The sequence below is a fragment of the Salmonella sp. WC3 genome, from assembly GCF_042932255.1.
GTDB lineage: Bacteria > Pseudomonadota > Gammaproteobacteria > Enterobacterales > Enterobacteriaceae > Salmonella > Salmonella enterica.
Window position 1 is genome coordinate 2,288,785 of the sequence record NZ_CP170629.1, and the last position, 21,891, is coordinate 2,310,675.

Consider the following 21,891-nt stretch of genomic DNA (forward strand, 5'->3'; position numbering starts at 1 on the left):
TTAAAATGCCAAAAATTAAGACCGTACGCGGAGCTGCTAAGCGCTTCAAAAAAACCGGTAAAGGTGGTTTTAAGCACAAGCACGCTAACCTGCGTCACATTCTGACCAAAAAAGCGACTAAACGTAAACGTCACCTGCGTCCGAAAGCCATGGTTTCTAAAGGCGATCTGGGCCTGGTTATCGCGTGCCTGCCGTACGCATAAGCCGTTAACGTTTTTAACTTTTTAATTAGAATAGATACAGGAGAGCACATATGGCTCGCGTAAAACGTGGTGTAATTGCACGCGCACGTCACAAGAAAATTTTGAAACAAGCCAAAGGCTACTACGGTGCGCGTTCTCGCGTATACCGCGTTGCCTTCCAGGCAGTTATCAAAGCTGGTCAGTATGCTTACCGTGACCGTCGTCAACGTAAGCGTCAGTTCCGTCAACTGTGGATTGCGCGTATCAACGCAGCAGCACGTCAGAACGGTATTTCTTACAGCAAATTCATCAACGGCCTGAAAAAAGCCTCTGTTGAAATCGACCGTAAGATCCTGGCTGATATCGCCGTATTCGACAAAGTCGCGTTCACCGCGCTGGTTGAAAAAGCGAAAGCAGCTCTGGCATAAGCCAGTGAAAAGAGGGAGCCTGGCTCCCTCTCTTTTATTTACTGTTCAGTGAGTTGACAATTGACCTGTAACCCTTTTCAATAAAGGATATCTGGTTTTACCACATAAGGTAACGCAAGCATGAACGCTGCTATTTTCCGTTTCTTTTTTTACTTTAGCACCTGATTCCAGGAGGCTAGCGCGTGAAAAACGAAACGAAAAACAGCGCAAAAAAGCCTCCTGATGGAGGCTTTTTTTGTATCTGAAATCGAGAGATTACGTCCAATGAACCGGTGTCTTCACCGACACAATGAGGAAAACCATGTCACATCTCGCAGAGCTGGTTGCCAATGCAGCGGCCGCCATTAACCAGGCGTCAGATGTTGCCGCGTTAGACAATGTACGCGTCGAATATTTGGGCAAGAAAGGGCATTTAACCCTTCAGATGACGACCCTACGCGATCTGCCGCCGGAAGAGCGTCCGGCAGCCGGGGCAGTCATTAACGCCGCGAAAGAGCAGGTACAACAGGCGCTTAACGCGCGTAAAGTCGAGCTGGAAAGCGCAGCGCTTAACGCCCGTCTGGCCGCTGAAACCATCGATATCTCCCTGCCGGGGCGCCGTATTGAGAACGGCGGTCTGCATCCGGTCACGCGTACCATTGACCGTATTGAAAGTTTCTTCGGCGAGCTTGGTTTTACCGTGGCGACTGGCCCGGAAATCGAAGATGACTACCATAACTTCGATGCGTTAAACATTCCGGGTCATCACCCGGCCCGCGCCGATCATGATACCTTCTGGTTTGACGCGACCCGTTTGCTGCGGACCCAGACGTCTGGCGTCCAGATCCGGACGATGAAAGCGCAGCAACCGCCGATCCGTATTATTGCGCCGGGCCGTGTATACCGTAATGACTACGACCAGACGCATACTCCGATGTTCCATCAGATGGAAGGTCTGATTGTTGATACCAACATCAGCTTCACCAACCTCAAAGGTACGCTGCACGACTTCCTGCGTAATTTCTTTGAGGAGGATCTGCAGATTCGCTTCCGTCCTTCTTATTTTCCGTTTACCGAACCTTCTGCGGAAGTGGATGTGATGGGTAAAAACGGTAAATGGCTGGAGGTGCTGGGCTGCGGGATGGTGCATCCGAATGTGCTGCGTAATGTCGGTATCGATCCGGAAATCTATTCTGGCTTCGCTTTTGGTATGGGGATGGAACGTCTGACCATGTTGCGTTACGGCGTCACCGACCTGCGTTCATTCTTCGAAAACGATCTGCGTTTCCTTAAACAGTTTAAATAAAGGCAGGATAAAACAATGAAATTCAGCGAACTGTGGTTACGCGAGTGGGTTAACCCGGCAATTGATAGCGATGCGTTGGCTAACCAGATTACGATGGCTGGCCTGGAAGTAGACGGCGTTGAGCCGGTCGCGGGAAGCTTCAATGGCGTTGTGGTTGGGGAAGTGGTTGAGTGCGCCCAGCATCCGAACGCTGACAAATTGCGTGTAACGAAAGTCAACGTCGGCGGAGAACGCCTGTTGGATATCGTCTGCGGCGCGCCAAACTGTCGTCAGGGGTTGAAAGTAGCGGTGGCCACCATTGGCGCTATTCTGCCGGGCGATTTCAAAATTAAAGCGGCGAAACTGCGTGGCGAACCGTCTGAAGGAATGCTGTGCTCCTTCTCCGAACTGGGGATTTCCGACGATCACAGCGGAATTATCGAACTGCCGGCGGATGCGCCGCTGGGTACCGATATCCGTGAATACCTGAAGCTCGACGACAATACCATCGAAATTAGCGTCACGCCGAACCGTGCGGATTGCTTAGGTATCATCGGCGTTGCGCGTGATGTGGCGGTACTGAACAAAGCGCCGCTCCAGGAGCCTGAAATGGTGCCGGTTACGGCAACCATCAGCGATACGCTGCCGATTACGGTAGAGGCCGCTGATGCGTGTCCTCGCTATCTTGGTAGGGTGGTAAAAGGCATCAATGTTAACGCGCCGACGCCGCTGTGGATGAAAGAGAAACTGCGTCGCTGCGGTATTCGCTCCATCGATGCGGTGGTTGACGTCACGAACTATGTGCTGCTCGAACTGGGTCAGCCAATGCATGCTTTCGATAAAGATCGCATTGATGGCGGTATTGTCGTGCGGATGGCAAAAGAGGGTGAAACCGTCGTCCTGCTGGACGGTAGCGAAGCGACGTTAAATGCGGATACGCTGGTGATCGCCGATCACCATAAGGCGCTGGGGATAGCCGGTATTTTTGGTGGCGAACATTCCGGCGTGAACGGCGAAACGCAAAATGTGCTGCTGGAGTGTGCGTACTTTAATCCGCTGTCTATCACCGGTCGCGCTCGTCGCCACGGTCTGCATACCGATGCGTCTCACCGCTACGAGCGCGGGGTGGACCCGGCGCTGCAATATAAAGCGATAGAGCGCGCTACTCGTCTGCTTCTTGATATCTGTGGCGGTGATGCGGGTCCGATAATTGATGTGAGCAACGAAGCAACGTTGCCGAAACGCGCCACCATTACGCTGCGTCGCAGTAAACTGGATCGCCTGATCGGGCATCATATTGCGGATGAGCAGGTCAGTGATATTCTGCGTCGTCTGGGCTGTGAAGTGACCGAAGGGCAGGACGAGTGGAAAGCCGTGGCGCCGACCTGGCGTTTCGATATGGAGATTGAAGAAGATCTGGTGGAAGAGGTGGCCCGCGTTTACGGCTATAACAATATTCCGGACGAGCCAATCCAGGCCGGTTTAATCATGGGAACGCATCGTGAAGCCGATCTGTCGTTGAAGCGGGTTAAAACCATGCTGAACGACAAAGGCTATCAGGAAGTGATTACCTATAGCTTTGTCGATCCTAAAGTACAACAGCTCATCCATCCAGGCGCAGAAGCGCTGCTGCTGCCGAACCCTATCTCCGTTGAGATGTCGGCGATGCGTCTGTCGCTGTGGAGCGGATTGTTGGCGACGGTGGTCTATAACCAAAACCGTCAGCAGAATCGCGTGCGTATTTTTGAAACCGGTTTACGTTTCGTTCCGGATACACAAGCCAATCTGGGTATTCGACAGGATCTGATGCTGGCTGGCGTGATTTGCGGTAACCGCTATGATGAGCACTGGAACCTGGCAAAAGAGACCGTTGATTTCTATGATTTGAAAGGCGATCTGGAAGCAGTATTGGATTTAACCGGCAAACTGGGTGATATCCAGTTTAAGGCGGAGATGAATCCGGCTCTGCATCCGGGACAGTCTGCGGCGATTTATCTGAAAGATGAACGTATTGGTTTTATTGGGGTTGTTCACCCTGAACTGGAACGTAAACTGGATCTGAATGGTCGTACGCTGGTGTTTGAACTGGAATGGAATAAGCTCGCAGACCGTATCGTGCCGCAGGCGCGGGAGATTTCACGCTTCCCGGCTAACCGTCGCGATATTGCGGTTGTTGTTGCAGAAAACGTTCCCGCAGCGGATATTTTATCCGAATGTAAGAAAGTTGGCGTAAATCAGGTAGTTGGCGTAAACTTATTTGACGTGTACCGCGGTAAGGGTGTTGCGGAGGGTTATAAGAGCCTCGCTATCAGCCTGATCCTTCAGGATACCAACCGTACACTCGAAGAAGAGGAGATTGCCGCTACCGTCGCCAAATGTGTAGAGGCATTAAAAGAGCGATTCCAGGCATCATTGAGGGATTGAACCTATGGCGCTTACAAAAGCTGAAATGTCAGAATATCTGTTTGATAAGCTTGGGCTTAGCAAGCGGGATGCCAAAGAACTGGTTGAACTGTTTTTCGAAGAGATCCGTCGTGCTCTGGAAAACGGTGAGCAGGTGAAACTCTCTGGTTTTGGTAACTTCGATCTGCGTGATAAAAATCAACGTCCGGGGCGTAACCCGAAAACGGGTGAAGATATTCCTATTACAGCACGGCGCGTGGTGACCTTCAGACCCGGGCAGAAGTTAAAGAGCCGGGTCGAAAACGCTTCGCCCAAAGAAGAGTAATCAGATCCAGGCATAACATCCATCAGGGTGTATTGCGGCAGATACGCTGCCATCCCGAAAGTAGAGCAGCGGGATGACAGCGTATCTGTCAGCCTGAAAGATGACCCGTATAACTAAAAAGGCCGCATTGCGGCCTTTTTTCTTTCAAGTAAAGGATACCCACCGTAAAATCACGCTACCTCTTTTCAGCTGAATGGATAACATGCTGACTTTTGCCCGCCAACAACAGCGACGAAACGTTCGCTGGCTTCTGAGCCTGTCACTGCTGGTGCTACTGGCTACACTTCTGAGCTTATGCGCAGGCGAACAGTGGATTGCCCCCGGTGACTGGTTAAGCGCCCGGGGGGAACTGTTTGTCTGGCAAATTCGCCTTCCCCGCACGCTTGCGGTATTGCTGGTTGGCGCTGCGCTGGCGCTATCTGGCGCTGTGATGCAGGCGCTGTTTGAAAACCCACTTGCTGAACCGGGTCTGCTCGGCGTTTCGAATGGGGCCGGTGTTGGGCTTATTGCCGCCGTCTTACTGGGGCAGGGGCAACTGCCAGGATGGGCGCTGGGACTGTGCGCTATAGCCGGCGCGCTCATTATTACGTTAATTCTGCTGCGTTTTGCGCGTCGCCATCTTTCTACCAGCCGCTTGTTGTTGGCGGGCGTCGCGCTGGGCATTATCTGTAGCGCGCTGATGACGTGGGCTATCTATTTTTCCACCTCTTTCGATCTGCGGCAATTAATGTACTGGATGATGGGAGGATTCGGCGGCGTTGACTGGCAGCAGAGCTGGCTAATGATTGCGCTCATCCCGGTACTGATCTGGATATGTTGCCAGTCGCAACCGCTGAATATGCTGGCGCTAGGGGAAACCTCGGCGCGGCAGCTTGGCCTGCCGCTGTGGTTCTGGCGCAATTTGTTGGTCATCGCCACCGGCTGGATGGTGGGCGTCAGCGTGGCGATGGCGGGGGCGATTGGTTTTATCGGTCTGGTTATTCCGCACATCCTGAGCTTATGTGGTTTAACCGATCACCGGGTTTTACTTCCCGGCTGCGCGCTGGCCGGGGCTATCGCCCTGCTATTGGCTGATGTGGTCGCCCGACTGGCGCTGGCGTCGGCTGAACTGCCTATCGGGGTGGTCACCGCCACATTGGGGGCACCAGTGTTTATCTGGCTGCTACTCAAATCCGCGCGTTAGCGCATCGGTAAACAACTGCTTTCATCATTCGCAGTCTATGATTAAAGGCTAACGATGAAACCCGCTATTCTACCGACATCAGGGAGACACCATGCAAAACTCGCTTCTTAATACTCACGTTACGACGATTGATGGAGAGGTCACTACACTTGAAAAATACGCCGGAAAAGTGCTGCTCATTGTAAACGTCGCCTCCAGATGTGGCCTGACGCCGCAATATGAACAGTTGGAAAATATCCAGAAGGCGTGGGCAGATCAGGGGTTTGTCGTGTTGGGTTTTCCCTGCAACCAGTTTATGGGGCAGGAGCCAGGCAGCGAAGAGGAGATTAAAACCTATTGTGCCAGCACCTGGGGCGTCACGTTCCCGATGTTCAGTAAAATTGATGTGAATGGCGACGCGCGCCATCCGCTGTATCAAAAACTGATAGCCGCTGCGCCAACGGCAGTCGCGCCGGAGAAGAGCGGCTTTTACGAACGGATGGTAAGCAAAGGGCGTACGCCACTCTATCCGGATGATATTCTGTGGAATTTTGAAAAATTTTTGGTAGGCCGGGATGGTCAGGTGGTACAGCGTTTTTCGCCGGATATGACGCCTGAAGATCCTATTGTGATGGAAAGCATAAAAATCGCGTTGGCAAAATAATGTCTCAATTGATGCAATTAAAGGACGTCGCCGAGAGCACCCGCCTGGGGCCGCTTTCCGGCGAAGTAAGCGCAGGAGAGATCCTTCATCTTGTCGGGCCGAACGGTGCCGGGAAAAGCACGCTACTGGCGCGTATGGCGGGGTTAACCTCCGGCGAGGGGAGTATCAGGTTTGGCGGAGCGCCGCTGGAGGCATGGGCGACGGCAACGCTTGCCCAACACCGCGCTTATCTTGCGCAACAGCAAAATCCGCCGTTCGCCATGCCGGTCTGGCATTACCTGACATTGCATCAACCTGATAAAACGCGAACCGGGCAGCTTAACGAGGTGGCCGATATGCTTGGATTGGGCGACAAACTGGGGCGAAGCGTGAATCAGCTTTCCGGTGGCGAGTGGCAGCGTGTTCGCCTTGCTGCCGTTGTACTACAAATTCATCCCGACGCTAATCCGGTCGGTCAATTATTGCTGCTTGATGAGCCGATGAACAGTCTCGATGTTGCGCAACAAAACGCTCTGGATCGGGTATTACATCATTTATGTCAGGCAGGAATTGCGATTGTGATGAGTAGCCACGATCTGAACCACACGCTGCGCCATGCGCATAAAGCCTGGTTACTAAAGCGCGGTAAACTCATTGCCTGCGGCCGCCGGGAAGAGGTGCTCACCCCCTCTTATCTGGCGCAAGCCTACGGTTTGCGCTTTCGACGACTCGACGTCGAGGGGCATCCAATGCTCATTTCGGCCACTTAAGTAAAATCGTTTCTTGAAAAGCAGGTAATTTCGACGCTAAATTAATACCAAAATAAAAACAGAGGATTGTTGCGGCATGCGTTTTTGGCTTCTTGTTATCACAGCATTGTTCCTGGCAGGATGCAGTACTCATCGGGCACCGGCGCCAAACGCCAGATTATCAGACTCCATTACCGTCATTGCGGGTCTGAACGATCAGTTGCAGTCCTGGCGTGGTACGCCATACCGTTACGGCGGCATGAGTCGCAGAGGCGTGGACTGTTCCGGCTTTGTGGTAGTCACTATGCGCGACAAGTTTGATTTGCAGTTGCCTCGTGATACGCGTGAACAATCAAAAATCGGCACCAGAATCGATAAAGATGAATTGCTGCCCGGAGATTTGGTTTTCTTTAAAACCGGTTCGGGCGAAAGTGGTTTACATGTTGGTATTTACGATACAAATAATGAGTTTATTCATGCCTCTACCAGTCGTGGCGTGATGCGTTCATCGCTGGATAATGTGTACTGGCGAAAAAACTTCTGGCAGGCACGGCGAATTTAACCCCGCAGACGATATAAATTTTATAGTCTATTTTTAACATATCGCCGGTTGAACTTATGACATCTGTTGTCATCATATATAATGATATAACCGTAGCATTTACAAACGTACTTTTATTAAAAACGGGCGTGTTCACGCCCTGTTAAAAGTACAAGATTGAATATTGGTTTATAATCAGAGTAAGTTAAAAAAAGGAACCGGTTCACCGGTAAACAAGAAAAATGATGACGCTTCAATTAGTATCTGAAGTTACGTCTGTTTCCGTCCGTAGTGACTGGATGGCGAATAGCGCCCTAACCATGGGACTGGCGTAATGATTGCTTCACTTGATGAGCTTTACCATTCCGAACTCTTTTTCCTTCCCGTCATGGATGAAAACGCTCGGCTTGTTGGTTTAGAGATTATTGCAACGTTTGCCGCTGAAGACGGCGCCGTGCGGATGCCGACTGAGTTGGTAGCGCCTCGCCTTTCGGTGGAGGAACAATACTGTCTGTTTGTTGAAAAACTGGCGTTGTTAGAAACCTGTCAGCACTTTTTTATTCAGCATAAACTTATTGCATGGCTTAATTTACCGCCTGCAATTAGTGTCTTATTATTATTAGATAGCGAACTTTTTTCCCGGGCAGCGCGCTTTCCGTTTCTTGAATTAGCTATAAATGAGAATTATCCTGGGTTAAACCAGGGCAAAAACAATGAAACGTTAGCTAATCTGGCAATGCATTTCCCATTAATGCTGGCAAATTTTGGGGCAGGCGAGGCGTCGACTAAAGCTATTTTCGATGGGCTTTTCAAACGAGTCATGTTGGATAAAAATTTTATTCAGCAGCGAGCTGAAATGATCTCATTCGAACCATTCATGCACGCTATTGTTGCCCAGATCTCCTCCAGCTGCGAGTCGCTGATGATTGCCGGTATTGATAATGAGGCGATGTTTTCGCGCGCAGCGCCATTGGGATTTAGCGCATTCCAGGGCGGACTATGGCCTCCGGTGCCGGTAAGCCAGCTCATTAAACTCGTTCAGCGATAACCTTTCTGTTTGCCGGTGTTTAACCGGTGATTAACCGTCTACACTGAAGACAGGAGGCCCTATGACCCTGTCTTTTACTGCCCGTTGGCGCGATGAACTGCCAGCAACGTATACCGCGCTTTTACCCACACCGTTAAAAAATGCGCGACTGATTTGGTATAACGACAAACTGGCGCAGCAGTTAGCCATTCCCGCGTCGTTATTTGACGCTACCAATGGCGCTGGCGTTTGGGGCGGCGAAACCTTATTACCCGGTATGTCGCCTGTCGCGCAGGTATATAGCGGGCATCAGTTCGGCGTCTGGGCGGGACAACTCGGCGACGGACGCGGTATTTTGCTGGGCGAACAGCTCCTGGCGGATGGCTCGACCCTCGACTGGCATCTGAAAGGCGCCGGATTAACACCCTATTCGCGAATGGGGGATGGACGCGCCGTCCTGCGTTCAACCATACGAGAAAGCCTTGCCAGCGAAGCCATGCATTATCTGGGTATTCCCACTACGCGCGCGTTATCTATCGTAGCCAGCGATACGCCGGTTCAGCGAGAGACGCAGGAAACGGGCGCGATGTTAATGCGTCTGGCGCAAAGTCATATGCGTTTTGGTCATTTCGAACATTTCTACTACCGCCGTGAGCCGGAAAAAGTTCAGCAACTGGCTGATTTCGCTATTCGTCATTACTGGCCGCAATGGCAGGATGTCCCGGAAAAATATGCTTTGTGGTTTGAAGAGGTGGCGGCGCGTACCGGAAGACTCATCGCCGAGTGGCAAACCGTCGGTTTTGCGCACGGCGTTATGAATACGGATAACATGTCGATTCTGGGGCTGACCATCGACTATGGTCCCTTTGGTTTTCTCGATGACTACGATCCCGGCTTCATTGGTAACCATTCCGATCATCAGGGACGTTACCGCTTCGATAATCAACCGTCGGTGGCGCTGTGGAATTTACAACGTCTGGCGCAGACGTTAACCCCTTTTATTGAGATCGACGCGTTAAACAGAGCGCTGGATCGTTACCAGGACGCGTTGTTAACGCACTATGGGCAGCGAATGCGCCAGAAGCTGGGTTTCTTTACCGAGCAAAAAGACGATAACGCTTTACTGAATGAATTGTTTAGTCTGATGGCGCGCGAAGGAAGTGACTATACCCGTACATTTCGGATGTTAAGCCATACGGAGCAACAGAGCGCTTCCTCGCCGTTGCGGGATACGTTTATCGATCGCGCGGCGTTCGATGCCTGGTTCGATCGCTACCGGGCGCGATTGCGCACAGAGGCGGTGGATGACGCGCTGCACCAGCAGCAGATGCAACGCGTGAATCCTGCGGTTGTGTTGCGCAACTGGCTGGCGCAACGCGCGATAGATGCGGCTGAACAAGGAGACATGGCGGAACTGCATCGGTTACATGAAGTTTTACGTCAACCTTTTACCGATCGAGATGATGACTATGCCAGCCGACCGCCGGAGTGGGGAAAGCGGCTGGAGGTCAGTTGTTCAAGTTAGCCTGACGCCAGCAGCATCGTCTGCTGGCGGAGCGTTATTTGGTTAACAGTAGCTTACCAGCCTGAGTTTTACGCAACAGATACTCCTGACCGTTGTGATCGATAATGACTTTGCCGTCCGGACCTAATAGCGCCTGACTGTTGACGCGCCGTTCAGCGGCAGGGAGAAGCGTTTCATTGTCTATTTCCTTAGGGTGAGGCAGCTCGGTGTTATCCATACGCGACATGTTATTTATTAATAATCAAACTCACAATGATTATTATTATCAATAATTAATGCGATAACAGCAAGTGCTAATTCTGTGGAGTGATATACGCGCGGGGAGAGAAAAGGGCGGGTAACGCATCGAAGAAACGCCCATCCCGGCAGGATGGGCGAGCTATTAAAAGCGGCTGTCTACCGCTGCGGCAAGTTTTTCCAACAAAACTTCCGTATCTTCCCAGTTCAGGCAGGGATCGGTAATGGACTGACTATAGATTAATGGTTGACCGCTGATAATTTTTTGCGTGCCTTCCCGTAAAAAACTCTCGGTCATAATCCCGGCAATTGCCGTGGAGCCATTACGAATCTGCTGGCAAATATCATCACATACCTCCAGCTGTCGGCGATGCTGTTTTTGACAGTTGCCGTGGCTGAAGTCGACGACCAGATGTTCCGGCAGATCAAATTCATGCAACGTATCGCAGGCGGCGGCAATATCTTCAGCGTGGTAGTTCGGTTTTTTACCGCCGCGCATGATGATGTGCCCATACGGGTTGCCACTCGTCTGGTAGATGGTCATCTGTCCGTCTTTATCCGGCGAGAGAAACATATGGCTGGCGCGGGAGGCGCGAATAGCGTCAACGGCAATGCGAGTATTGCCATCCGTACCATTTTTAAAGCCGACCGGACAAGAGAGCGCAGAAGCCATTTCCCGATGGATTTGGCTTTCGGTGGTACGCGCGCCAATCGCTCCCCAACTGATCAGATCGGCAATAAACTGGCCAGTGACCATATCAAGAAATTCTGTGGCGGTCGGTACTCCCAGTTCGTTCACCTGCAATAGCAAGCGACGCGCCAGTTCAAGCCCATAATTGACGCGGTAACTTCCATTCAAGTCAGGATCGGAAATCAGGCCTTTCCATCCCACAACGGTGCGCGGTTTTTCAAAATAGGTGCGCATGACGATTTCCAGACGCGCCTGATGCTTTTGGCGTTGTGCCTGGAGCTGCGTCGCGTATTCCATGGCAGCATTCAGATCGTGAATCGAACAGGGGCCAATGACGACCAGTAGCCGTGGATCTTCACCATTTAAAATCTTTTCTATCCGGCGTCGGGAGTCGGTAACATGACTGGCGACGGAGGACGATACAGGATACCGCTGCGCGAGTTCGGTCGGTGTTACCAGGCTGTCGATACGCGCAGTACGGAGTTCGTCGGTTCTGTTCATTACAAGTCTCAGAAATTTGTTGCTTCAACGGCAGGACTACCGGGAAGTGATGGGCATCACGATAAACCAATCCCTGCTGATTTCAAGTGCGAGGCGTGTCACACCTCGCAGGCAGAACGGCATGATAACAAAAACCAATCCATTAAACTAGTTTGCTAGTACATCCTGCGGTTAAGCCCCATAATATCGAGAATCTTGGTGGCTATCTCTTCAACGGAATAATTGGTGCTGTTCAGGCAGGGGATCTGATTTTTACGATACAGCGCTTCGACCTCTGCCACTTCCATGCGGCACTGACGCAACGAGGCATAGCGACTGTTTTCACGGCGTTCTTCGCGAATAGCCGCCAGGCGTTCAGGGTCAATTGTCAGGCCGAACAGTTTATGTTGTAGCGGTTTTAACGATGTGGGCAGCGTCAAATTATCCATATCATCGGCGATGAAAGGGTAGTTAGCCGCACGAATACCGAATTGCATTGCCAGATAGAGGCTGGTGGGCGTTTTTCCACAGCGCGAAACGCCAAGTAAAATGACCTGGGCCTGATCGAGGTTGCGCAATGAAATGCCATCATCATGCGCCAGGGTATAATCGATAGCGGCAATACGCGCGTCATACTTGTTCAGGTTACCCGGATTAAGCCCATGAGTACGATGAGCGATCGGCGTCGGATCCAGTTTCATCTCCTGCTGAAGCGGCGCCACCAGCGCCTGGACGATATCCTGGCAGAAACCTTCGCTCTGTAAGATGATGGCGCGAATTTCAGGTAAAACAATCGAGTAAAACACCAGCGGGCGAACGCCGGTTTGCTGATAAATGGCGTCAATTTGGTCTTTGACGGCGCGGGCGCGACTTTCGTTTTCCACGAATGGCAGCGTGATGCTGCTGATCGTCACCGGAAACTGCGACATAACCGCGTGACCCAGGACCTCGGCGGTGATGGCGGTACCATCAGAAATATAGAAAACATGGCGATCAACAACATTATCCATTCTGTTCATCCTGAAGAGTAAACATAATTATCTGAAAGCATAAATTAAAAGTAACGGGAAACTTATAACTTGTCGCTTATTTTATAAAATGACAGGCACTTTTTATAATTAATGAAAAGTGTGTTTCATTTCCTGGAAACGCAGTTTATACCGGGGGTGATTAAGGGAATGCCGTGCTATGCGCGGGTTTGCGCAACTACGTAAACAATCTGAAAAAATGAAAAAATAAATTTGCTTGAACGATTCACCGTTTTTTTCGCGGGTTTAAGTATGCCAGGATAAATACGCAACTATGTGTTTCTTAAACTCGTTCATTTATCACAAAAGGATTGTTCGATGTCCAACAATGGCTCGTCACCGCTGGTGCTTTGGTATAACCAACTCGGCATGAATGATGTAGACAGAGTTGGGGGCAAAAATGCCTCCCTGGGTGAAATGATTACTAACCTTTCCGGCATGGGCGTATCCGTTCCGAATGGTTTTGCAACCACTGCCGATGCGTTTAACCAGTTTTTGGATCAAAGCGGCGTAAACCAGCGCATTTATGAGCTGCTGGATAAGACAGATATTGATGATGTCTCCCAGCTGGCGAAAGCGGGCGCGCAGATCCGCCAGTGGATTATCGACACTCCTTTCCAGCCGGAGCTGGAAAACGCCATCCGCGATGCCTATGCGCAGCTTTCGTCGGATGATGAAAATGCCTCTTTTGCCGTGCGTTCCTCCGCCACGGCGGAAGATATGCCAGATGCTTCGTTTGCGGGTCAACAGGAAACGTTTCTTAACGTTCAGGGCTTCGACGCGGTGCTGGTGGCAGTGAAACACGTATTTGCTTCTCTGTTTAACGATCGCGCCATCTCTTATCGCGTTCACCAGGGATATGATCATCGCGGCGTAGCGCTTTCCGCTGGCGTGCAGCGAATGGTTCGCTCCGATCTCGCCTCGTCAGGGGTGATGTTCTCTATCGATACCGAATCCGGCTTTGACCAGGTGGTCTTTATCACCTCGGCATGGGGACTGGGTGAAATGGTGGTGCAGGGCGCGGTTAACCCGGATGAATTTTATGTCCATAAGCCAACCCTGGCGGCAGGCCGTCCGGCCATCGTACGCCGCACCATGGGGTCGAAAAAAATCCGCATGGTTTACGCCGCCACCCAGGAGCACGGCAAGCAAGTGAAGATTGAAGATGTGCCGCAGGAACAGCGCGACATTTTCTCGCTCACCAACGAAGAAGTGCAGGAACTGGCGAAACAAGCGGTGCAGATTGAGCAGCACTATGGTCGTCCGATGGATATCGAATGGGCGAAAGACGGTCATACCGGTAAGCTCTTTATTGTGCAGGCACGTCCGGAAACCGTGCGCTCCCGTGGCCAGGTGATGGAGCGTTATACGCTACATGCGCAGGGGAAAATCATTGCCGAAGGTCGCGCCATTGGTCATCGTATCGGCGCAGGTACGGTAAAAGTTATTCACGATATCGGCGAAATGAACCGTATTGAGCCTGGCGATGTGCTTGTCACCGATATGACCGACCCGGACTGGGAACCGATCATGAAAAAAGCGGCGGCGATTGTCACTAACCGTGGCGGGCGCACCTGTCACGCGGCGATTATCGCCCGCGAATTGGGCATTCCGGCGGTAGTCGGCTGCGGCGACGCCACCGAACGCATGAAAGATGGCGAAAAAGTAACCGTCTCCTGTGCGGAAGGTGATACCGGTTATGTGTATGCCGACATGCTGGATTTCAGCGTAAAAAGCTCCAGCGTAGATACCATGCCAGAGCTACCGCTGAAGGTCATGATGAACGTCGGCAACCCGGACAGGGCATTTGACTTTGCCTGCCTGCCGAATGAAGGCGTAGGTCTGGCGCGACTGGAATTCATCATTAACCGTATGATTGGCGTTCACCCGCGCGCGCTGCTGGAGTTTGACGACCAGGATGCCGCGCTGCAAAACGACATTCGTGAGATGATGAAAGGGTTTGACTCGCCGCGTGAATTTTACGTTGGTCGACTGACGGAAGGGATCGCGACGTTAGGCGCCGCCTTCTACCCGAAACGCGTCATCGTTCGCCTGTCTGACTTTAAGTCCAACGAATACGCCAACCTGGTCGGCGGCGAACGTTATGAGCCGCATGAAGAAAACCCGATGCTGGGCTTCCGCGGCGCGGGTCGTTACGTCGCAGAAAGTTTCCGCGATTGTTTTGCGCTGGAATGCGAAGCGGTGAAACGCGTGCGCAACGATATGGGCCTTACCAACGTCGAAATCATGATCCCGTTCGTGCGGACGGTCGACCAGGCGAAAGCGGTCATCGAAGAGCTGGCGCGCCAGGGGCTTAAACGCGGCGAGAACGGGCTGAAGATCATCATGATGTGCGAGATCCCGTCCAATGCCTTGCTGGCTGAACAGTTCCTCGAGTATTTTGATGGCTTCTCGATTGGTTCTAACGACATGACGCAGCTGGCGCTGGGGCTGGATCGCGATTCCGGCGTGGTGTCTGAACTGTTTGACGAGCGTAACGACGCGGTGAAAGCGCTGCTGTCGATGGCGATCCGCGCGGCGAAAAAACAGGGCAAATATGTTGGAATTTGCGGTCAGGGTCCGTCCGACCATGAAGACTTTGCCGCCTGGCTGATGGAAGAGGGGATCGACAGCCTGTCGCTGAACCCGGATACCGTGGTTCAGACCTGGCTGAGTCTGGCGGAACTGAAGAAGTAAACCGCGACCAGATAACGCTATGCTTATCCGGCCTGCACAAGAAACATGTTGTGTAGGCCGGATAGGGCGTAAGTTGCCCGGCGCCTGCATAATGCCGGGTCAGGCGTTGTGCAGAATCATTAATACACTGCGTAGATCATTTACGGCGATTTGCCCCGGCGCTGAAGCCTGCTTCACCGCGCCAAACGTGGCGGCAGAGCCAAACACTTCCCCTGCCAGACGTGAAATGACACCCTCTTTCGCCATTGACATAGTAATTACCGGACGGTCGGCGTAATGTTGCTGCATCTCCAGCGTGGCAGTGAGTAACGTTAATACATCATGTTTGCTTTGCGGCATAACGGCAATCTTGGGTATATCCGCGCCGAGCGCTTGCATTTTACGTAGCCGCAGAACCATTTCCTCTGCGGACGGCGTCTGGTGAAAATCGTGGTTAGACATCACGACATAAACATTATGCGCATGGGCATAATCGACAGTGGCTTTAACGTCAGCATCACCGGTAAATAGCTCAAGATCGATCATATCGACCAGGCCGCTGTCGATTGCGGCACGATTAAGCGTGAGATAATGCTGAGTGGTTATTGTCTGCTCGCCGCCTTCTTTGGCGCTGCGGAAAGTAAACAGTAACGGAATGTCAGGCATCGCATCGCGGATAACACGCGCAGCGGTAAGAACGGATTGAGTCGATGCGATATCCATAAAGTGATCCACGCGCCACTCCAGAATATCGAATGTAGCTTCGCGGTAGGCCAGCGCCTCCGCTTTCACGCTATTGATGTCTCTTCCCATCAACGACACGATAATTTTGGGCATCCCTTCGCCAATGATAAGATTTTTTACGGTGACGGTTTTCATGCGTGTCCTGTCAGTTTTTTTTCTTCTCGCCATTATGAACGGTGAGGCTGGCCGCTTGAAGTAAAAAAAGCCCATCGTAGGAGACGGGCAAAGACTACACACAGCAATTCGTTGTTTCACTCAGGGGATTTCCATGCTTATAAATCAATGTGTTGATTTATAACCGTGTGCTAATAGTAGGCATGAGCACTTTTTGCGTCGATCAGATTCGTCTCAATAGTTTAAAAACTGTAACGGATTTGCGACAGAAATGAGATGCGGCGGGGAACAGACGGGCGAATCAAAATGGAGTGTGCGTTGAATTGATAAACGTCGCTAAAGCATCGGGCGGCAATGCCGCCCGACGGGATTATGACTGCTTGTTGGCTTCCTCGATATCATCCAGCTTTTCAAGGATCTCCTCTGGTTCATTCGTCGGCGCCGGAACTTCATGTACCCATGCGGAGAACAAACGCCAGGTCACGGCCAGAAGCACCGGTCCAATAAACAGACCAATCATACCGAATGCAATCAGGCCGCCGATTACCCCGGAAAGGATCAGAAGCAGCGGTAAATCGGCGCCCATGCGGATGAGTACCGGGCGAATCACGTTATCCAGAGTGCCGACGACGGCGCTCCAAACCAGCAGCACGGTGCCCCAGGTGGTGTCGCCTGTCCAGTAAAGCCAGATAATGGCTGGAATCAATACCGGCAACGGCCCCAACTGAACCAGACACGAAAGGATCATCACTACCGTCAACAGGGTAGCGTAAGGCACGCCGGAAATCGCCAGCCCGACGCCGCCAAGTACCGCCTGTACCAGCGCGGTGACCACCACGCCAAGCGCCACGGCGCGGATCGCCTGGGCAGCCAGCAGAACCGCCGCATCGCCGCGTTTAGCCGCGAGACGACAGGCAAAATGGCGTATACCCATCGCCACTTGTTCGCCGCGCCAGTAAAGCAGGGCGCTAAACAACAGCATCAGGGCGCAGTGCATCATAAAGCGTCCGATATGCGCCGCCTGACCGACAAACCAGGTCGTGGTTGTGCCGATATAAGGCCGCACTTTCGCCATAATAGCGCTACCGCCCATATCCAGCAGGCTATGCCATCCGGCATACAGTTTGGCGCCAACCAACGGAATATTATTTAACCATGCCAGATCGGGTAGCGTCATATCGCCGCCGGTCACTGCATGGATGAGCGGGCCGCTACCATCGACAATGCTGTTCACCAGCAAGGCGACGGGAATAACGAAGAGCAGCACTAACAGCAGCGTCATGACCAGTACGGCAAGCGAGCGGCGGCCCCACAATATTTTTTGTAATTTCAGCAAAACGGGCCAGGTCGCGATAACAATCGTACCTGCCCATGCAAACCCCAAAATAAAAGGCTGTACTATCCACAAACAGGCCACAATCATGATGGCTAAAAACAGCACCGATAGCAGCACTTGCGCAATATCCCTGGGCTGACGAACATTTACCATAAATACTTTTCACCTTTGTCTTTGCGCCAGAACGTTGGCGCGACGTGAACATGCAAACCACACCCTATAATGATGAGCAATTTCAGCGGTTTTTAACAGGCCGATTCTGCATGTAATTCTGTTGGGCGCACAGGAAAAAAATGTGATACAACAAATAACGCAACACGCAAACGATTAAGCATCCCTTCCTGTGCGTAGACCGCTCGCGCTCGCCGGGTTGGGCGCCACCGTTCACAACATAGACCGCAGGAAAAGGTCAATATAATGATTCCACAAATTTCTCAGGCACCCGGCGTCGTTCAGCTGGTGCTCAATTTTTTGCAGGCGCTGGAGCAGCAAGGGTTTACGGGCGATACGGCAACCAGCTATGCCGACCGTCTGACAATGTCGACCGATAACAGTATCTACCAGCTTCTTCCCGATGCTGTTGTGTTTCCCCGTTCTACGGCGGATGTCGCGCTTCTTGCCCGTCTGGCGGCGGAGCCGCGCTTTACGTCGCTGATATTTACCCCTCGAGGCGGCGGTACTGGCACGAATGGCCAGGCGCTAAATCAGGGCATTATTGTTGATATGTCCCGCTATATGAACCGCATTATTGAAATTAATCCTGAAGAGGGATGGGTGCGGGTAGAGGCGGGAGTGATAAAAGATCAACTTAATCAAGCGTTAAAGCCGTATGGCTATTTTTTTGCGCCGGAACTTTCCACCAGTAATCGCGCCACGCTTGGCGGTATGATTAATACCGATGCCTCTGGTCAGGGTTCGCTGGTCTATGGAAAAACGTCAGATCACGTCTTAGGCATACGGGCCGTATTGTTGGGGGGCGATATCCTTGACACGCAATCGATGCCCGTAGAGCTTGCCCGGACGTTGGGTGAAAACACGACGACGCCAGGCCGCATCTATCAGGCCGTCTATCAGTCCTGCCTGGAAAACCGTCAACTTATCCTCGATAGCTTTCCAAAGCTCAATCGTTTCCTGACAGGCTACGATTTACGCCACGTCTTTAACGATGACATGACCCGCTTCGATCTCACCCGCATCTTAACGGGGTCGGAAGGGACGCTGGCGTTTATTACTGAAGCCCGGCTGGATATTACCCCGATACCCAAAGTCCGCCGTCTGGTGAATGTAAAATACGACTCCTTTGATTCCGCGCTGCGTAACGCCCCTTTTATGGTTGATGCGCGCGCCTTATCCGTCGAGACGGTCGATTCCAAAGTCCTTAACCTCGCGCGGGAAGATATTGTCTGGCACTCCGTTAGCGAATTGATTACCGATGTGCCGGATAAAGAAATGCTTGGCCTGAATATCGTGGAATTCGCGGGTGACGATGAAGCGCTTATTGACGGACAGGTCGAGGCGCTGTGCCACCGGCTGGATGGTCTGATGGCGCGAGCGGAAGCGGGCGTGATCGGCTGGCAACTTTGTACCGATTTGACGGGTATTGAGCGTATTTACGCGATGCGCAAAAAAGCGGTAGGGCTGCTGGGTAATGCGAAAGGTGCTGCCAAACCGATTCCTTTTGCGGAAGATACCTGCGTGCCGCCTGAACATCTGGCCGATTACATCGCCGAATTTCGCGCCCTGCTGGATGGTCATGGCTTAAGTTACGGCATGTTCGGCCACGTGGATGCCGGGGTGCTGCATGTGCGTCCGGCGCTGGATATGTGCGATCCGCAGCAGGAACTGTTGATGAAACAGATCTCCGATGAGGTCGTCGCGCTGACCGCCAGATACGGCGGGCTGTTGTGGGGCGAGCATGGAAAAGGTTTTCGTGCGGAATACAGCCCGGCCTTTTTCGGCGAAGTCCTGTATGGCGAGCTGCGCAAAATAAAAGCGGCTTTTGATCCGCATAATCGACTTAACCCGGGTAAAATCTGTCCACCGCAGGGGATAGAGGCGCCGATGATGAAGGTGGATGCGGTAAAACGCGGCACCTGGGATCGGCAAATCCCGCTGGCGGTACGGCAGACCTGGCGCGGCGCTATGGAGTGTAATGGTAACGGCCTGTGCTTTAATTTCGATGCGAAAAGCCCAATGTGCCCGTCGATGAAAATTAGCCTTAACCGGATCCACTCGCCGAAAGGGCGGGCGACGCTGGTGCGGGAATGGTTCCGTCTATTGGCCGATCGCGGCGTCGATCCGTTGAAGCTGGAAAAGGAGTTGCCAGAAAAACGCGCCAGCTTACGCACGCTGATTGCCCGCACCCGGAATAGTTGGCACAAACGCAAAGGCGAGTATGACTTTTCCCATGAAGTTAAAGAGGCCATGTCCGGCTGTCTGGCGTGTAAAGCCTGTACGACCCAGTGTCCGATTAAAATCGATGTTCCGGAGTTTCGTTCACGTTTCTTACAGCTTTACCATACGCGTTATCTGCGCCCGGTACGCGATCATCTGGTGGCGACGGTCGAGACCTACGCGCCGCTGATGGCGCGTGCGCCAAAGACCTTTAACTTTTTTATTAACCAACCGATGGTTCGCAATCTGGCGAAAAAACATATCGGTATGGTGGATTTACCTCTGCTTTCTGCCCCTTCATTGCAACAGCAACTGGTGGGCCATCCGTCCGCTAATATGACGCTTGAGCAACTGGAGCGCATGAGCGCCGAGCAAAAAGCGAAAACGGTACTGGTGGTTCAGGACCCGTTTACCAGCTACTACGACGCCCGGGTCGTAGCGGACTTTATCCGCCTGGCGGAAAAACTGGGTAGGAGGCCGGTATTGTTACCGTTCTCGCCGAATGGTAAGGCGCAGCATATTAAAGGTTTTCTTAATCGCTTTGCGAAAACGGCGAAAAAAACCTCTGAATTCCTTAATCGGATCGCCGCGTTGGGGATGCCAATGGTGGGCGTCGATCCGGCGCTGGTCCTGTGTTATCGCGACGAATACAAACTGGCGCTGGGCGAACAGCGCGGCGATTTTCATGTGTTGCTGGTGAATGAATGGCTGGCGCAGGAAATAAATGCAAGACTGTCCGTCGAGGTGAGCGGCGAACCGTGGTACTTTTTTGGTCATTGTACGGAAGTCACGGCTTTACCCGGCGCGCCTGCGCAGTGGGCCGCCATCTTTGCCCATTTTGGCGCGAAGCTGGAAAATGTCAGCGTAGGCTGCTGCGGTATGGCGGGCACTTATGGACATGAACTCACCAATCATAAAAATTCGCTGGGAATTTATGAGCTATCCTGGCACCAGGCGATGCAACGTCTACCGCGAAATCGCTGCCTGGCAACCGGCTATTCCTGCCGAAGCCAGGTCAAACGCATTGAAGGTACGGGCGTGCGTCACCCGTTGCAGGCATTACTGGAGATTATAGGTTGATCTGGAAACGTGAAGTGACCCTCGATGCGCTTAATGCGATGGGGGAAGGGAATATGGTTTGCCTGCTTGATATCCGCTTTGAGCGTATTGGGGACGATACGCTGGAAGCGACAATGCCCGTCGATCATCGCACCAAACAGCCGTTCGGCTTGCTGCATGGCGGAGCGTCTGTGGTGCTGGCGGAAAGTATCGGCTCGGTCGCAGGTTATCTGTGTACGCAGGGGGAGCAAAAGGTGGTGGGGCTGGAGGTGAATGCCAACCATGTACGGTCGGCGCGTCAGGGGCGCGTACGAGGCGTCTGTAAAGCGTTGCATACCGGGGCTCGCCATCAGGTCTGGCAGATAGAGATCTTTGATGAACAGGGACGTCTGTGCTGTTCTTCGCGTCTTACTACAGCGATTGTGTGACGTTGTCACCATAAAAGTGTGATGCATATTGCTTTTGGTCAAAATGTGCGCAGAAAAAGGTGATATACTGTGCACGTTTACACATAAGCGAGGATGATATGTCTACTGATTTGGACCCAACCCAACTGGCGATTGAATTTTTACGCCGTGATAAAACCGAACTTTCTCCCGCGCAGTATTTGAAGCGTTTAAAACAGCTGGAGTTAGAGTTTGCCGATCTCCTCACCCTCTCTGCAACCGAACTGAAAGAAGAGATCTATTTCGCCTGGCGGTTGGGCGTGCATTAATAAAGTCTGTGTAGGCCGGATAAGGCGTTAGCCGCCATCCGGCTATGTTACCAGGCAATCTCACCAGACACTGTCCCCAGGTAATAGATAACCCCCTTGATTTTGTTTAAAAAAAATACAGATCGCCATTTGTGCTAAAAAGGCGCGCTCTCTTTATGAGATTATTCT

General features: G+C 52.2%; 21 protein-coding genes, 1 other RNA gene and 1 other annotated feature. Of the genes, 16 read left to right on the plus strand and 6 right to left on the minus strand.

Going from position 1 to position 21,891, the window contains the following annotated elements:
- Window positions 1-5: 5 nt before the first annotated feature.
- The 12 genes from rpmI to selO all read left to right on the plus strand — a co-directional run bounded on the left by rpmI (window position 6) and on the right by selO (window position 10,249).
- Window positions 6-203 (plus strand): 50S ribosomal protein L35, encoded by a 198-nt coding sequence (gene rpmI / locus ACFK9X_RS10980; protein WP_001124225.1) that lies wholly within the window; start codon window positions 6-8, stop codon window positions 201-203.
- Window positions 204-253: 50 nt separating this feature from the next.
- Window positions 254-610 carry a 50S ribosomal protein L20 gene (rplT, locus tag ACFK9X_RS10985; RefSeq protein WP_000124850.1) on the plus strand — a complete coding sequence of 119 codons (357 nt, stop codon included), beginning with the start codon at window positions 254-256 and terminating at the stop codon, window positions 608-610.
- 115 nt (window positions 611-725) lie between these two features.
- Window positions 726-849, plus strand: a sequence feature (Phe leader region).
- Window positions 731-775: a pheST operon leader peptide PheM gene (gene pheM, locus ACFK9X_RS10990; protein ID WP_001386830.1), complete on the plus strand. Its 45-nt coding sequence runs from the start codon at window positions 731-733 to the stop codon at window positions 773-775. (Overlaps the previous feature by 45 nt.)
- Before the next feature lie 62 nt (window positions 850-911).
- Entirely contained in the window at window positions 912-1,895 is a 984-nt protein-coding gene (gene pheS, locus ACFK9X_RS10995) for a phenylalanine--tRNA ligase subunit alpha (RefSeq protein WP_151116414.1), read from the plus strand.
- A 15-nt stretch (window positions 1,896-1,910) separates the two neighbouring features.
- A complete protein-coding gene (gene pheT / locus ACFK9X_RS11000) occupies window positions 1,911-4,298 on the plus strand; it encodes a phenylalanine--tRNA ligase subunit beta (RefSeq protein WP_000672408.1) in 2,388 nt (795 codons plus the stop codon).
- 4 nt (window positions 4,299-4,302) lie between these two features.
- Complete coding sequence (ihfA, locus tag ACFK9X_RS11005; protein WP_001229266.1) at window positions 4,303-4,602, plus strand: integration host factor subunit alpha; 300 nt, start codon at window positions 4,303-4,305, stop codon at window positions 4,600-4,602.
- A gap of 202 nt (window positions 4,603-4,804) precedes the next feature.
- The gene (gene btuC / locus ACFK9X_RS11010) at window positions 4,805-5,785 is read left to right on the plus strand and encodes a vitamin B12 ABC transporter permease BtuC (protein WP_151116416.1); all 981 of its coding nucleotides are present in this window, start codon (window positions 4,805-4,807) and stop codon (window positions 5,783-5,785) included.
- A 91-nt stretch (window positions 5,786-5,876) separates the two neighbouring features.
- The gene (locus ACFK9X_RS11015) at window positions 5,877-6,428 is read left to right on the plus strand and encodes a glutathione peroxidase (protein ID WP_001181565.1); all 552 of its coding nucleotides are present in this window, start codon (window positions 5,877-5,879) and stop codon (window positions 6,426-6,428) included.
- Window positions 6,428-7,177, plus strand: coding sequence for a vitamin B12 ABC transporter ATP-binding protein BtuD (gene btuD / locus ACFK9X_RS11020; protein ID WP_000080607.1), 750 nt, complete (start codon window positions 6,428-6,430; stop codon window positions 7,175-7,177). Before ACFK9X_RS11015 ends, btuD begins: the two co-directional genes overlap by 1 nt.
- 76 nt (window positions 7,178-7,253) lie before the next feature.
- Entirely contained in the window at window positions 7,254-7,718 is a 465-nt protein-coding gene (locus tag ACFK9X_RS11025) for a C40 family peptidase (protein WP_001213256.1), read from the plus strand.
- 313 nt (window positions 7,719-8,031) lie between these two features.
- Window positions 8,032-8,745 (plus strand): anti-FlhDC factor YdiV, encoded by a 714-nt coding sequence (gene ydiV, locus ACFK9X_RS11030; RefSeq protein WP_151116418.1) that lies wholly within the window; start codon window positions 8,032-8,034, stop codon window positions 8,743-8,745.
- 61 nt (window positions 8,746-8,806) lie between these two features.
- Entirely contained in the window at window positions 8,807-10,249 is a 1,443-nt protein-coding gene (gene selO, locus ACFK9X_RS11035) for a protein adenylyltransferase SelO (RefSeq protein WP_151116420.1), read from the plus strand.
- 34 nt (window positions 10,250-10,283) lie between these two features.
- Here selO and hemP read toward each other — a convergent pair whose 3' ends face one another.
- From hemP to ppsR, 3 genes are all read right to left on the minus strand, one after another.
- On the minus strand, window positions 10,284-10,475 hold the full coding sequence (gene hemP, locus ACFK9X_RS11040; RefSeq protein WP_000089115.1) for a hemin uptake protein HemP: 192 nt from the start codon (window positions 10,473-10,475) through the stop codon (window positions 10,284-10,286).
- A 156-nt stretch (window positions 10,476-10,631) separates the two neighbouring features.
- The gene (aroH, locus tag ACFK9X_RS11045) at window positions 10,632-11,678 is read right to left on the minus strand and encodes a 3-deoxy-7-phosphoheptulonate synthase AroH (protein WP_151116422.1); all 1,047 of its coding nucleotides are present in this window, start codon (window positions 11,676-11,678) and stop codon (window positions 10,632-10,634) included.
- 155 nt (window positions 11,679-11,833) lie between these two features.
- Window positions 11,834-12,667: a posphoenolpyruvate synthetase regulatory kinase/phosphorylase PpsR gene (gene ppsR, locus ACFK9X_RS11050; RefSeq protein WP_000370992.1), complete on the minus strand. Its 834-nt coding sequence runs from the start codon at window positions 12,665-12,667 to the stop codon at window positions 11,834-11,836.
- Window positions 12,668-13,003: 336 nt separating this feature from the next.
- Between ppsR and ppsA the strand changes: the two genes are divergently transcribed.
- Window positions 13,004-15,382, plus strand: coding sequence for a phosphoenolpyruvate synthase (gene ppsA / locus ACFK9X_RS11055; protein ID WP_000069340.1), 2,379 nt, complete (start codon window positions 13,004-13,006; stop codon window positions 15,380-15,382).
- Between the two features lie 99 nt (window positions 15,383-15,481).
- Here the strand turns inward: ppsA and aroD are convergent, their stop codons facing one another.
- The 3 genes from aroD to ydiK form a co-directional block, all read right to left on the minus strand.
- Window positions 15,482-16,240: a type I 3-dehydroquinate dehydratase gene (gene aroD, locus ACFK9X_RS11060; protein ID WP_000860215.1), complete on the minus strand. Its 759-nt coding sequence runs from the start codon at window positions 16,238-16,240 to the stop codon at window positions 15,482-15,484.
- Between the two features lie 59 nt (window positions 16,241-16,299).
- Window positions 16,300-16,407, minus strand: an RNA gene (rprA, locus tag ACFK9X_RS11065) — antisense sRNA RprA.
- Between the two features lie 182 nt (window positions 16,408-16,589).
- Window positions 16,590-17,708, minus strand: coding sequence for an AI-2E family transporter YdiK (ydiK, locus tag ACFK9X_RS11070; protein ID WP_151116424.1), 1,119 nt, complete (start codon window positions 17,706-17,708; stop codon window positions 16,590-16,592).
- Between the two features lie 264 nt (window positions 17,709-17,972).
- Between ydiK and ACFK9X_RS11075 the strand changes: the two genes are divergently transcribed.
- From ACFK9X_RS11075 to ACFK9X_RS11085, 3 genes are all read left to right on the plus strand, one after another.
- Window positions 17,973-21,029 carry an FAD-binding and (Fe-S)-binding domain-containing protein gene (locus ACFK9X_RS11075; protein ID WP_151116426.1) on the plus strand — a complete coding sequence of 1,019 codons (3,057 nt, stop codon included), beginning with the start codon at window positions 17,973-17,975 and terminating at the stop codon, window positions 21,027-21,029.
- Window positions 21,026-21,436, plus strand: coding sequence for a 1,4-dihydroxy-2-naphthoyl-CoA hydrolase (gene menI / locus ACFK9X_RS11080; protein ID WP_151116428.1), 411 nt, complete (start codon window positions 21,026-21,028; stop codon window positions 21,434-21,436). The genes ACFK9X_RS11075 and menI overlap by 4 nt, the downstream gene beginning before the upstream one ends.
- A 98-nt stretch (window positions 21,437-21,534) precedes the next feature.
- Window positions 21,535-21,723, plus strand: coding sequence for a YdiH family protein (locus tag ACFK9X_RS11085; RefSeq protein WP_001537749.1), 189 nt, complete (start codon window positions 21,535-21,537; stop codon window positions 21,721-21,723).
- Window positions 21,724-21,891: the final 168 nt, after the last annotated feature.

Excerpts from the sequence above, each read along its gene's own strand:
- aroD (WP_000860215.1), bottom strand. The coding sequence starts at position 16,240 with ATGAAAACCGTCACCGTAAAAAATCTTATCATTGGCGAAGGGATGCCC.
- ACFK9X_RS11015 (WP_001181565.1), top strand. The coding sequence starts at position 5,877 with ATGCAAAACTCGCTTCTTAATACTCACGTTACGACGATTGATGGAGAG.
- ydiV (WP_151116418.1), top strand. The coding sequence starts at position 8,032 with ATGATTGCTTCACTTGATGAGCTTTACCATTCCGAACTCTTTTTCCTT.
- hemP (WP_000089115.1), bottom strand. The coding sequence starts at position 10,475 with ATGTCGCGTATGGATAACACCGAGCTGCCTCACCCTAAGGAAATAGAC.
- ACFK9X_RS11025 (WP_001213256.1), top strand. The coding sequence starts at position 7,254 with ATGCGTTTTTGGCTTCTTGTTATCACAGCATTGTTCCTGGCAGGATGC.
- rplT (WP_000124850.1), top strand. The coding sequence starts at position 254 with ATGGCTCGCGTAAAACGTGGTGTAATTGCACGCGCACGTCACAAGAAA.
- ydiK (WP_151116424.1), bottom strand. The coding sequence starts at position 17,708 with ATGGTAAATGTTCGTCAGCCCAGGGATATTGCGCAAGTGCTGCTATCG.
- rpmI (WP_001124225.1), top strand. The coding sequence starts at position 6 with ATGCCAAAAATTAAGACCGTACGCGGAGCTGCTAAGCGCTTCAAAAAA.
- btuC (WP_151116416.1), top strand. The coding sequence starts at position 4,805 with ATGCTGACTTTTGCCCGCCAACAACAGCGACGAAACGTTCGCTGGCTT.
- pheS (WP_151116414.1), top strand. The coding sequence starts at position 912 with ATGTCACATCTCGCAGAGCTGGTTGCCAATGCAGCGGCCGCCATTAAC.
- ACFK9X_RS11085 (WP_001537749.1), top strand. The coding sequence starts at position 21,535 with ATGTCTACTGATTTGGACCCAACCCAACTGGCGATTGAATTTTTACGC.
- selO (WP_151116420.1), top strand. The coding sequence starts at position 8,807 with ATGACCCTGTCTTTTACTGCCCGTTGGCGCGATGAACTGCCAGCAACG.
- aroH (WP_151116422.1), bottom strand. The coding sequence starts at position 11,678 with ATGAACAGAACCGACGAACTCCGTACTGCGCGTATCGACAGCCTGGTA.
- btuD (WP_000080607.1), top strand. The coding sequence starts at position 6,428 with ATGTCTCAATTGATGCAATTAAAGGACGTCGCCGAGAGCACCCGCCTG.
- pheT (WP_000672408.1), top strand. The coding sequence starts at position 1,911 with ATGAAATTCAGCGAACTGTGGTTACGCGAGTGGGTTAACCCGGCAATT.
- ihfA (WP_001229266.1), top strand. The coding sequence starts at position 4,303 with ATGGCGCTTACAAAAGCTGAAATGTCAGAATATCTGTTTGATAAGCTT.
- ppsR (WP_000370992.1), bottom strand. The coding sequence starts at position 12,667 with ATGGATAATGTTGTTGATCGCCATGTTTTCTATATTTCTGATGGTACC.
- ACFK9X_RS11075 (WP_151116426.1), top strand. The coding sequence starts at position 17,973 with ATGATTCCACAAATTTCTCAGGCACCCGGCGTCGTTCAGCTGGTGCTC.
- ppsA (WP_000069340.1), top strand. The coding sequence starts at position 13,004 with ATGTCCAACAATGGCTCGTCACCGCTGGTGCTTTGGTATAACCAACTC.